The organism is Vagococcus hydrophili, assembly GCF_011304195.1.
GTDB lineage: Bacteria > Bacillota > Bacilli > Lactobacillales > Vagococcaceae > Vagococcus > Vagococcus hydrophili.
On record NZ_CP049887.1, the window covers coordinates 1,005,887 to 1,018,295 of the forward strand.

A 12,409-nucleotide genomic window follows, 5' to 3' on the forward strand; every position below is an offset into this window, starting at 1 on the left:
TCTCTTAATTTCATTAGACAAAACATCCAAAGAATTGTCAACTATTTCCAATGCTTTGATAGATGAGTCTCGCATCAGCCATATTTAACTGATCTGTTAACGGGCCACCATCTGCTCCTGTTGTAATTAACAAATAAGGGGTTTGATTCACTTCAGCTAAACTAATCAAACATTGTCCAGCTTTCTCAGTGTATCCTGTTTTTCCACCGAGAATTTTTCCGTTACTGATGGTTAAATCCGGAGAGTCTTTTAACATCGTACTCTCAATATAATAACCTTCTGGATTATAAGCTGTCGTATTGGTTTGGTAAGTCGTTGTTAACATCATCTCTTTAAATTGCTCATTCTTTAAAGCGACTACCATTAATTTTTGTAAATCGCTAACCGTTGAATAATGATTCCCTTCATCAAGACCTGTGGCATTTTTAAAATGAGTATTCTTCATTCCTATATTTTGTGCCTCTTGATTCATTAAATCAACAAATTTTTTCTCACTTCCAGCAACATAATTAGCCGCTGTAATGGACGCATCTCCACCTGAAGGTAAGACAATTCCATAAGCCAAATCCTTAATTGTTAACTCATCACCTGGCTGGTACCCTGAAAGTGAGGCACCTTCTTTAACTAAAGAGTCTACTATTTTTTGATCAATGGTTACTTTTTGATTCAAGTCTTTTTCTTTATTAAGTAGTAAATAGACTGTCATTAATTTTGTTAATGAGGCAATCGCTGCTTTTTGATCTTTATTTTTTTCAATTAAAATCTCACTAGTTGCTAAATTTTGAAGTAACACATTTTTGCTATGAATTTTTTCTGTAATCTCTGGTTGATTTTTAAGTTGTGTACTGACTTTTAGTTCTTGTTTATCTAAGCCAATGCCTAATGCTAAATGGTCGTTCAGTAAATAAATCACACCACTACCAACAAGTACAAACAAAACTACTAAACTCACTATTTTTTTCATTTCCCTCACCTCTGACTAAATTTTAGCAAGAAGCTTACTTTTAGGTATAAAGTTAACCTTGCTTATTTCTTATTTTTTCTTAAGAAACAGCTTTCTTTTTTTCAATTAATCTTCTATAATCAGTAACAATACTTAATTTTAAGAGGAGGAGTTACCCATGGATTATTTACTAAAATTACCTGTTACAGATACTATTGATTTTGTTAAACCATCACTACAACACTCAGAAGAATTGTTTCAAGTCATTGATAGTGATCGTAAACACTTAGGTCAATTTCTACCTTTTGTTGAACACACTCAAACAAGTGAGGACACAACGAATTTTCTAAAAGCTAAACTGACTGGTGAAGCAAGTGGAACAGATCAACTTTTTATAATCTATTTTGAAGGACAATTAGCTGGAACCATCGACATTCATTTTATTGATCAGAAAAATAAGCTAGGAGAAGTTGGCTACTGGCTGCATTCGGATTATATTAATCAAGGAATTGTTTCGACTTCAGTGAACAAAATCTGTGACATTGCCTTTAACTATTTAGGTTTAAATAAACTCTCTCTTTTAGCTGATACTGAAAATATTCCCAGCAATAAAGTGGCTCAAAAATGTGGCTTCTCTCGTAAGCGGGAAGTAACCAAGTATATAGTCACATCTAACCTCCTCGGTTATTCTTAAGATACAAATAACGAGGAGGTTTTTCAATGATAGACAAACAAGAAATTGTTCCCGTTTCTTTACAACCGACACCGCCTAAAAGTGCCCCTACACCCAATCAAACCACGCAAAAAATTGCTTTACGAGTCAAACGAGATAATATGGATATTACGATTTACAATGGATGTAATAACTATATTCTTAACGCTGCATTGAAAGAGTTCAATCATGGTTCTTGATTATACGAAGATACAAACTATTTATATTGTTTGTGGTAAGACAGACTTAAGACGTGGGATTGATGGTCTGGCTTCAATTATCATGAATCAATATGAGTTAGATGTTTATTCGGATGCCTTATTTCTATTTTGTGGCAATCGTTCAGACCGGTTCAAAGCACTTTACTGGCAAGGGGATGGTTTTATTCTCCTGTATAAACGGTTTGAAAATGGAAAATTACAATGGCCTAGAAAACAAGAAGAAGTCAAAGAATTAACGCAACAACAACTCCGTTGGTTATTAGAAGGTTTATCCATCGAACAAAGAAAAAAGATATTAAAAGCTAAAACTGGATTTGTTTCTTAATTAGCCGTTTATAATGAAAATTATAGACGGTTTTTCGTCGTATTATTGATAGAATTAGCTATCATATCATGTGTGAATGGAGGTGTTACTTTTGACCGAGTTTGAAGAACGATTGTTAAAACAAAACGAAGCTTTAACTAATGAACTTAAACTTCTAAGAGAACAGAATCAATTTCTTTTAAATAAATTGTATGGACGTTCATCTGAAAAATCAATTGACCCTAATGGGCAATTAGATTTATTTGAAGAGGACTCGTCTTTTAATCTAGCAGAGACAACTGAAGAAAAAACCGTCTTTGAGGAAATTAACTATCAGCGGAAAAAGAAAAAAGGCTACAAAGCAGCCCTCACAAAAGATTTACCTATAAAAGAAGTTCATTGTCAGCTTGAAGGAGAAGACTGCACCTGTGATTGGTGTTGTTCTGATTTAAAAGATATTGGTAAATCTAAAATCCGTGAAGAAGTTATTTTTGTTCCTGCAAAGATGTATAAAAATGTGTACTACCAACATGCCTACGAATGCCCTAATTGTAAAAAAGATGGAGCTGATGCCATAAAAAAAGCCGTTGTTCCTAAACAACCAATCACTCATAGTTTGGCGTCTGCCTCTATCTTAGCTCACTTATTTCATCAAAAAATAGAAATGAGTTTGCCTTTTTATCGACAAGAAAAGGAGTGGGAATCTTATGGATTACGAGTGCCACGTAGAACACAAGCAAACTGGTTCATCACCTCATGTGAAAAATGGTTAACACCTATTTGGGAGGAGCTCAAAAAGAAACTAGTCAAAGAAGAGCTCATCCATGCGGATGAAACTTACTATAATGTTTTATCAAGTGAAAAAGAAAAGTCTTACTTTTGGCTCTTTCGAACCATCGAACAAGCAGAGTATCCAATTATTTTATATCATCATGACCTGAGTCGTAAAAGTAGTGTCGCTCAACAATTTTTAGCCGAATTCTCAGGCTATTTGCATTGTGACGGCTACTCGGCTTACAAATCGATTGAGAATACGACGTTAGTTAATTGTTGGGCTCACGTCCGAAGAAAATTCTTTGAAGCGAAAGATTCCTCTTCTAAAGATACTCCGGCAAGCCAAGGAGTTACCTATTGCGATCAACTCTTTCATATTGAAAAAGAAATGAAGGGATTAAGCCATCAAGAAAGATATGATTTACGGTTGGCAAAAAGCCAACCCATTCTTGATGAATTCTGGCAATGGATCGCTTCTTTCAGAGCTCTTCCAGGTTCGAAATTAGGAAAAGCGGTTAACTATGCGCTTAATATGAAGGCTGGTTTGATGAATTTTCTGGAGGATGGTCGATGTGCCTTATCAAATAATTTAGCTGAGCGAAGTATTCGCCCAACAACGATTGGCAGAAAAAATTGGCATTTTTCTGCGAGTGAACGGGGAGCAACAGCTAACGGAATCGCTTATTCTATCATCGAAACGGCTAAAGCTAATAACTTAGTTCCTGTGAAGTATTTAGAATATTTGTTTAAGCATCTTCCTAATTTAGAAGATAGTTCAAATTCTAAAGCACTTGAGGTTTATTTACCTTGGTCAGAACAGATTCAAGCTACGTGTCGATAAAATAAGGAGCCACTTGTCATATTATGACAGAGTGACGCCTTATTTGGCATATACTCGATTACTTCCCGCTTACCTTCTCTCTTGTTGGAGCTCTTAAAGAAGAGCAGTTAATCAATGAAATTTTTCATGATATGAATTTATATTATTTATTAAAAAGTGGTTATTTAACACGTTAGAATGCTAAATAAAAAAGCTCTGAAAAAGACTATCTCATCTTTTTCAGAGCTTTTATTTATTAACTATTTTTTCTTTTATATCTCATCCCTACAACTAAACCTAGAGCAACTAATAAGATTAAACCGATGATCACTAAATTGTTCATCACTACTTCACCAGTTCTTGGTAACATTCTCTTTTGAGGTGTATTGTAAACTGGTTTGCCTGGAACGACTTTATTTGGTGTTTTTGGTTTATTTGGCTCACCTGGTTTTGTTGGTGCTTTTGGTTCAGGTTTAACAGGTTTATTTGGTTTTTCTTGTTCGTTTGTAACTGTGATGCTTGTTGTATTTTTTGTTGCTACGTCTTTTGTGATTTCTAATTCTTTAGCTGTCTTATCTAATTCATAACCTTTTGGTGCTTCTGTTTCTACTAATGTGTATTTACCTAATGGTAATTTGTTGATACTTGCTTTTCCTGAGGCATCTGTTACTAACTCATATGTTTTATTTGTTGCGATTTCTTTTAATTCAAACTTCGCGCCTTCTAAAACTTTTGTTTTGTCTTTCGCATCAACTTTTGTTACTTCTACTCCACCTAATGGTGTTGATGGTACGATTGGTACCCATGGTGTTGTTTCTGTGTTTGTAACTGTGATGCTTGTTGTATTTTTTGTTGCTGCGTCTTTTGTAATTTCTAACTCTTTAGCTGTCTTATCTAACAAGTAGCCTTTTGGTGCTTCTGTTTCTACTAATGTGTATTTGCCTAATGGTAATTTATTGATGCTTGCTTTTCCTGAGGCATCTGTTACTAACTCATATGTTTTATTTGTTGCGATTTCTTTTAATTCAAACTTCGCGCCTTCTAAAACTTTTGTTTTGTCTTTCGCATCAACTTTTGTTACTTCTACTCCACCTAATGGCGTTGATGGTACGATCGGTACCCATGGTGTTGTTTCTGTATTTTCTACTGTAATGCTTGTTGTATTTTTCGTTGCTGCGTCTTTTGTAATTTCTAACTCTTTAGCTGTCTTATCTAATAAGTAGCCTTTTGGTGCTTCGGTTTCCACTAATGTGTACTTGCCTAATGGTAATTTGTTGATACTTGCTTTTCCTGAGGCATCTGTTACTAACTCATATGTTTTATTTGTTGCGATTTCTTTTAATTCAAACTTCGCACCTTCTAAAACTTTTGTTTTGTCTTTCGCATCAACTTTTGTTACTTCTACTCCACCTAATGGCGTTGATGGTACGATCGGTACCCATGGTGTTGTTTCTGTGTTTTCTACTGTGATGCTTGTTGTATTTTTTGTTGCTACGTCTTTTGTAATTTCTAATTCTTTAGCTGTTTTATCTAATTCATAGCCTTTTGGTGCTTCAGTTTCTACTAATGTGTATTTACCTAATGGTAATTTATTGATGCTTGCTTTTCCATTTTCGTCTGTTACTAATTCGTGTTTTTCGCCTGTTGCTACTTCTGTTAATTCGAATTTAGCTCCTGATAACACTTTGCTTGCATCTTTTGCATCAACTTTTGTTACTTCCACTCCACCTAATGGCGTTGATGGTACGATTGGGATCCATGGTGTTGTTTCTGTGTTTTCTACTGTGATGCTTGTTGTATTTTTTGTTGCTACGTCTTTTGTAATTTCTAATTCTTTAGCTGTTTTATCTAATTCATAACCTTTTGGTGCTTCTGTTTCTACTAATGTGTACTTGCCTAATGGTAATTTGTTAATGCTTGCTTTTCCATTTTCGTCTGTTACTAATTCGTGTTTTTCGCCTGTCGCTACTTCCGTTAATTCGAATTTAGCTCCTGATAACACTTTTGTTTTGTCTTTTGCATCAACTTTTGTTACTTCCACTCCACCTAATGGCGTTGATGGTACAATCGGTACCCATGGTGTTGTTTCTGTGTTTTCTACTGTGATGCTTGTTGTATTTTTTGTTGCTACGTCTTTTGTAATTTCTAATTCTTTAGCTGTTTTATCTAATTCATAACCTTTTGGTGCTTCTGTTTCTACTAATGTGTACTTGCCTAATGGTAATTTGTTAATGCTTGCTTTTCCATCTTCGCCTGTTACTAATTCGTGTTTTTCGCCTGTTGCTACTTCCGTTAATTCGAATTTTGCTCCTGATAACACTTTACTTGCATCTTTCGCGTCAACTTTTGTTACTTCTACTCCACCTAATGGCGTTGATGGCACGATTGGTACCCATGGTGTTGTTTCTGTGTTTTCTACTGTGATGCTTGTTGTGTTTTTCGTCGCTGAGTCTTTTGTAATTTCTAATTCTTTAGCTGTCTTATCTAACAAGTAGCCTTTTGGTGCTTCTGTTTCTACCAATGTGTACTTGCCTAATGGTAATTTATTGATGCTGGCTTTTCCACTTTCGTCTGTTACTAATTCGTGTTTTTCGCCTGTTGCTACTTCTGTTAATTCAAATTTAGCTCCTGATAACACTTTTGTTTTGTCTTTTGCATCAACTTTTGTTACTTCCACTCCACCTAATGGCGTTGATGGCACGATCGGTACCCATGGTGTTGTTTCTGTATTTTCTACTGTGATGCTTGTTGTATTTTTTGTTGCTACGTCTTTTGTAATTTCTAATTCTTTAGCTGTGTTATCTAATTCATAGCCTTTTGGTGCTTCAGTTTCTACTAATGTGTATTTACCTAATGGTAATTTGTTAATGCTTGCTTTTCCACTTTCGTCTGTTACTAATTCGTGTTTTTCGCCTGTTGCTACTTCTGTTAATTCGAATTTAGCTCCTGATAACACTTTTGTTTTGTCTTTTGCATCAACTTTTGTTACTTCTACTCCACCTAATGGCGTACTTGGTACGATTGGGATCCACGGTGTTGTTTCTGTGTTTTCTACTGTGATGCTTGTTGTATTTTTTGTTGCTACGTCTTTTGTAATTTCTAATTCTTTAGCTGTTTTATCTAATTCATAGCCTTTTGGTGCTTCAGTTTCTACTAATGTGTATTTACCTAATGGTAATTTATTGATGCTTGCTTTTCCATTTTCGTCTGTTACTAATTCGTGTTTTTCGCCTGTTGCTACTTCTGTTAATTCGAATTTAGCTCCTGATAACACTTTGCTTGCATCTTTTGCATCAACTTTTGTTACTTCTACTCCACCTAATGGCGTACTTGGTACGATTGGTACCCATGGTGTTGTTTCTGTGTTTTCTACTGTGATGCTTGTTGTGTTTTTCGTAGCTGAGTCTTTTGTAATTTCTAATTCTTTGGCTGTCTTATCTAATAAGTAGCCTTTTGGTGCTTCTGTTTCTACCAATGTGTACTTGCCTAATGGTAATTTATTGATGCTGGCTTTTCCACTTTCGTCTGTTACTAATTCGTGTTTTTCGCCTGTTGCAACTTCTGTTAATTCGAATTTAGCTCCTGATAAAACTTTGCTTGCATCTTTTGCATCAACTTTTGTTACTTCCACTCCACCTAAAACAATTGTTTCTTCATTCGTTACTGTCACACTTGTTTTATTCGCTGTTGTTTCATCTTTCTTCACTTCAATTTCTTGAGGTGTTGAATTTAAGTTATATCCTGCTGGTGCTTCTGTTTCAACTAAGTTATATTTCCCTAATGGCAACTGATCTACGACCGCTTTTCCATCTTCACCTGTTACTAGGTCAAACGTTTTACCTGTAGCAATTTCTGTTAATGTAAATTTAGCTCCTGATAAAACTTTATCCGCATCTTTTGAATCTGTCTTAGTTACTTCGACACTACCAAAGACTTCTTTTGGTGTATTCTCAATATCAATGTTTACATTCGGTTTGTTCACTGAAACAAACACTGAATCTGTTAATAATTTGTATCCTTCTGGTGCTTCAACTTCTTCTAAGTAGTACTCTTCTGGTGCTAATTTATCAACAACAATCTGACCATCTTTATCTGAAACTAGATTATCTTTAACAATATTTCCTTTACTATCTTTTAAAACAAATTTTGCATTTTCTAATGGTAACTTAGAATTAGAATCGCGTTTAACAATCGTTAACTTCGCTGTCTTACTTCCGTCTCCCCATGCATCTGCATTAATATTTTGAATTGTATGAGTGACGCTATCATGTTTCGCATCTTTACCTTCAACTTGGTAATCTGATTCTACTGTATTTTTGAAAAATGCGACTGCCATGTCTTTAATTTCTGATTTGTAAATAATTCTAAATTTATTTTGTGTCGCATTCGCTTGTGGAATCAAAATATTAATTGTTCCATTTTCTACTGAATAATCTACAGTTGCATTGAAATCTCTTCTAAAGTTATCTAGAGCACCTTCACCACGGTATGACTGTGGATTTGCTCCTTCTACATAAATTTCAATTGTTTCGGGTTTTAATTCATGTGCATTTGGGCTTTCTTTCAACGTGTCCACTATTTTCAAGTCGGAATTTAATTTTTCGGCATTGTTATTAACAAAAATATCCCACATCACTTCATTTGGTCGTTCTGGGTATAAACCACCATTTTTAGTTGTGAAATCTTGTGTTCCAGGACCTGGATCGGTTCCTTCTGTTCTAGAGACTGTAATTTCTTTTACTTGGTTACCACCAACAATATTGATTCCTTCAGTGGATGTTCCTTTATTGTAGTTACTCGCAGTTACTTGGAATGTAATACCACCTTTGACTGTTCCTTGATCAAATTGCTCTACAGCTTGATTAAAAGTAATCGTTGCTCCTGTTAATGTTATAACAGCTTTTCCTACTTCTACTCCACTAACTAAAATTGGAATTTCTTTAGCAAAACCTTTGATTTCTACATTGTTCATTTGAGGCCAGCTTAAATTAATTGTGTCCCCATTTTGAATTTTTTTATTATTGTCATTAAACTCTGCAGTAATCTTAAAACGACCACCGTCACTTACATCATTTGCATCTGTTTTTATATTGGCTAATAATTGACTACTAACGTCTTGGATTCCCTCAGCTTGAACAACTGTCACCGCTGAACTCAGAACATTGGACATTAGGACTAACAAAACTGTTAATACTTTTAATATTCTCTTCATTATAAAATTACCCCTTCCCGGATATAAAAAAATTATAAAATATACCTTTTTTAAGGAAAACTGGATTTTTTGCGTAACGATATGTAAATTTAATGTAAAAACCGCCTTCATTCTTTTAATAGATACATCTCGTCACTTTTTAAAAATTTTAAAATAAATGATAAAAAGTAGTGTTTTATAAATAACAAGGGTCTTTTAACTTAACTATGTGAATCAAATCATATAAAAACGTTAAAATACCATTCCCAACTGTATATACAGCTGAAAATTGTTATAATTATCTCTCACAAATGATAGCGTTTTTAGTGACTTAAAAACAATTAAATAACTGAAATGAAAAATAAAATTCTTTTTTATTACTAATAAAGTTTATAATTACATACAAAAAAAACCTAATAAACATTTTTAGTTTATAAAGATCATTTTTTGAAATATTTTTTTTGAAATCTCTTATCTTATCCCTCAAAATAAGTTACACTTAACAAATAAAATATTCATAATCGATTGTTACAATTAGATGGTATAATAAGTACTTAAATATCCATTGTTAATTAGCTATTTTTTGGGGAAGACGAAAGAGGGGAAAATATGGCTATTTTAAATACAAAAGAGCAACGACTTATTTCATTACTTAATTTTTTAGAGAATAATAACGACACAACAATTTCAAATTTAGCAAATTTACTAGAATGTTCAAAATCAACTGTTTTAAATGATCTATCTTTTTTTACTAATAATTGGTCGGAATTAATTGATATCTCAATTAACAAAGAACAAACCGTTATTTTAAAAACAACTTCCAATGGAAACATTAACCAAATTGTTCGAGAGATTATTTCAGGGAGCTTAGAAGTCCAGTTACTTAAAGAAATATTTTTACATCCCTATCAAAATATTTTTTATTACGCAGAAAAACTATATGTCAGCCCATCAACACTTTATCGTAGTATGAAAAAATTAAAGCCTTTTCTTAAAGAGTGGGGGCTTGCCATCACCAATAAAAATAAAACCTATGGCTTGACCTCAAATAATGAAGTTGAATTTGAAATTGTCTTTTTTGTCGTTAAATACTTGGAGGAAATATACGCACTTCAAATTTCTAAACTTAAATTATCTAGTCAATTTGACTATTTTTCAGCTCATTATTCTTATGCTTTAGAAGAAGAACAACATTTTCTATATTTAGTTTGGTATCTTATCCATTCTAAAGACTTAGAAAAAGGACCAACGTTTGATCATTTTGTCGAAATCTATAACGAAATTACGATTGGCGAAAACTTTCATCAAGTCATCAATCACTTTGTTCAAACAGTTTCCAAGTGGGCGATTATTACGCCAAAAGATCATGAAACGCTAAACAGTATTTTTTCTTACTGTAAAAAGAGAGAATCTTTATTCACTTTACCTCAATATATGATTTATAATCGTTATACGTCATTTGTAGATACTTTTGCGAGTCAAAACCCGCATATCTTTGATAAACTGAAAAAAGCCATTCATCACAGTTTAGAACGTCTAGGAATGAATGTTGAGTACCATTTTGACTATCTTTTTTATTTAATTTTAACGAATTGTCATTTGATTATTGATGAAAAATACAATAAAAATTTAATTGTCTGTAGTGATTTAGGTGGCAATCACGGGGAATTTTTAGCTTATTCTATCACTCGAGCTTTCCTTGATGCCCCTTTATCTATTAAAGTGGTAGATAAGTCATTCTTTAATAATTATGACTACCAACCAACAGATTTGATTATTTCTACCACAAAACTGCCTTGTGACGCTCCTGTTTTGTTTGTTAATGATTACTTAACTGAAAAACAATATTATAAACTACGAAAAGAACTAAAAATTGCTCAATAAAAAAGTATGAGATATACCTAGTCAAAACTAGAGGTATCTCATACTTTTTTTCTATAAACCTTCTTTATTATCTTGGAAGTAGTTCAATATAAAAGCAAGAACCATTAAAACAATTCCTACAATATAAACTTGATGCAAATTGTTATACAAAATTTCTCTTAAATCACTTACCAAATGTTTTGGTAAATCAGAAACGGTATGAGGATTAATCAGTTGATTCATCATATTTTTGGTCACACCTAATTCTTTTTTATCCGCTAATCCCTGGTTCATTGAGGCATTTAAAACAAGACCAAAAACTGAAATCATAATCGTTTGACCAATTGTTCTGGATAGAGTAAAGAATGAGGTTGCAACGCCAGTATGTTCTTCGTCCACAGATGTTTGAGCTAAAACAGTTAAAATGGTCATGGTCATCCCAAAACCAACCCCTAAAATAGCTGAAAAGATAAAGAAAATACTATACGCTGTCTCCAGTTGAGCAAACCCTAAAAAGAGTGCGCCAACTAAAATAGGTAACATACTGACAAAAATAGCTTTTTTAGCTGACCATTTCTGCATCACGCGACCACCGGCAAAGGAACCAAACATCCAAATCACTGACATAGGTGCTAAGACAATCCCACCTAAAGCCGCTGACTTACCTAGAACACCTTGCATCCACATAGGAATATAAACTTCAACACCCATTAAAAAACCACTGATAAGGGCTGCTACTAAGTTAACAATGACATAGGTTTTATTCTTAAATAAATCAAGGGTGATAATTGGATCCACCGCTTTTTTCTCCACCTTCACAAAAGCAATCAAACCAAGAATAAATAATCCAAAAGAAATAATTGTTGTTATACTGAAACCTTCACTCAGTGTTTGGAAGCCGTAAAGCAGTGACAATAGAATAATCACTAAACAAAAACTACCTAAATAATCCACTGGTGCTTTTTCTACTTCTCGTTTTTCTTCTATTAAATAGATCCAAACAAGAATCATCAACACAATGCCAATTGGCACATTGATTAAGAAAATCCAATGCCAACTTAACGCATCCACAATAAAACCACCTGCTAAAGGTCCGACAATACTAGCAATACCCCAAGCCGCACTGTTAAGCCCCAAAATACTCGCTCTTTTTTCAACAGGATAAATATCCGCAATAATCGTTAATGACACAGGAACAATTGACCCTGCCCCAATTCCTTGAATGGCTCTAAAAATAATCAACTGAATCATATTTTGACTCATACCTGATAATGCTGAACCAATCATAAAAATTAAAATTCCCACTAAATAAATAGGCTTTCTACCGATCTTATCAGCTAACTTACCGTAAATTGGTGTCATCATGGCATTGGTTAATAAATAAATTGAGAACACCCAATTCATGATTGAAATACCTTTTAATGAGCCTACAATGGTTGGCATCGCTGTTGAGACAATCGTTCCTTCCACTGCTGTCATAAATGTTGCGATAAATAAACAGGCCGTAATGACCTTCACATTTGTTTCCCTTTTCTTTGTCACCTAATCTCCCCCTATACAAAATAAAAAAACCTTCGCTAG

General features: G+C 33.7%; 8 protein-coding genes. 5 read left to right on the forward strand and 3 right to left on the reverse strand.

All coding sequences use genetic code 11. The features are described 5' to 3' along the window. Positions 1-37: 37 nt before the first annotated feature. On the reverse strand, positions 38-964 hold the full coding sequence (locus tag G7082_RS04885) for a D-alanyl-D-alanine carboxypeptidase family protein (RefSeq protein ID WP_166034081.1): 927 nt from the start codon (positions 962-964) through the stop codon (positions 38-40). A 157-nt stretch (positions 965-1,121) separates the two neighbouring features. Here G7082_RS04885 and G7082_RS04890 point away from each other — a divergent pair, with 157 nt between their 5' ends. The 4 genes from G7082_RS04890 (at position 1,122) to tnpC (ending at position 3,795) form a co-directional block, all read left to right on the forward strand. Next, entirely contained in the window at positions 1,122-1,637 is a 516-nt protein-coding gene (locus G7082_RS04890) for a GNAT family N-acetyltransferase (protein WP_166034082.1), read from the forward strand. A gap of 26 nt (positions 1,638-1,663) precedes the next feature. Continuing rightward, positions 1,664-1,855, forward strand: a complete 192-nt coding sequence (locus G7082_RS04895; protein WP_166033528.1) for a hypothetical protein — start codon at positions 1,664-1,666, stop codon at positions 1,853-1,855. Then, on the forward strand, positions 1,845-2,201 hold the full coding sequence (tnpB, locus tag G7082_RS04900; RefSeq protein WP_166033529.1) for an IS66 family insertion sequence element accessory protein TnpB: 357 nt from the start codon (positions 1,845-1,847) through the stop codon (positions 2,199-2,201). Before G7082_RS04895 ends, tnpB begins: the two co-directional genes overlap by 11 nt. Positions 2,202-2,292: 91 nt before the next feature. Beyond that, a complete protein-coding gene (tnpC, locus tag G7082_RS04905; RefSeq protein ID WP_166033530.1) occupies positions 2,293-3,795 on the forward strand; it encodes an IS66 family transposase in 1,503 nt (500 codons plus the stop codon). A 235-nt stretch (positions 3,796-4,030) separates the two neighbouring features. On the opposite strand, the gene G7082_RS15110 is transcribed toward tnpC, so the two are convergent. Continuing rightward, on the reverse strand, positions 4,031-8,986 hold the full coding sequence (locus G7082_RS15110; RefSeq protein ID WP_166034083.1) for a SpaA isopeptide-forming pilin-related protein: 4,956 nt from the start codon (positions 8,984-8,986) through the stop codon (positions 4,031-4,033). 588 nt (positions 8,987-9,574) lie between these two features. On the opposite strand from G7082_RS15110, the gene G7082_RS04915 reads away from it, so the two are divergent. Next, positions 9,575-10,849: a helix-turn-helix domain-containing protein gene (locus G7082_RS04915; RefSeq protein ID WP_166034084.1), complete on the forward strand. Its 1,275-nt coding sequence runs from the start codon at positions 9,575-9,577 to the stop codon at positions 10,847-10,849. Between the two features lie 51 nt (positions 10,850-10,900). Here the strand turns inward: G7082_RS04915 and G7082_RS04920 are convergent, their stop codons facing one another. Next, a complete protein-coding gene (locus G7082_RS04920; protein WP_166036023.1) occupies positions 10,901-12,307 on the reverse strand; it encodes an MDR family MFS transporter in 1,407 nt (468 codons plus the stop codon). Positions 12,308-12,409: the final 102 nt, after the last annotated feature.

Bases quoted from the DNA above. Each gene is read 5' to 3' on its own strand.
- G7082_RS04885 (WP_166034081.1), bottom strand. From the start codon at position 964: ATGAAAAAAATAGTGAGTTTAGTAGTTTTGTTTGTACTTGTTGGTAGT.
- G7082_RS04890 (WP_166034082.1), top strand. From the start codon at position 1,122: ATGGATTATTTACTAAAATTACCTGTTACAGATACTATTGATTTTGTT.
- G7082_RS04895 (WP_166033528.1), top strand. From the start codon at position 1,664: ATGATAGACAAACAAGAAATTGTTCCCGTTTCTTTACAACCGACACCG.
- tnpB (WP_166033529.1), top strand. From the start codon at position 1,845: ATGGTTCTTGATTATACGAAGATACAAACTATTTATATTGTTTGTGGT.
- G7082_RS15110 (WP_166034083.1), bottom strand. From the start codon at position 8,986: ATGAAGAGAATATTAAAAGTATTAACAGTTTTGTTAGTCCTAATGTCC.
- G7082_RS04915 (WP_166034084.1), top strand. From the start codon at position 9,575: ATGGCTATTTTAAATACAAAAGAGCAACGACTTATTTCATTACTTAAT.
- G7082_RS04920 (WP_166036023.1), bottom strand. From the start codon at position 12,307: ATGACAGCAGTGGAAGGAACGATTGTCTCAACAGCGATGCCAACCATT.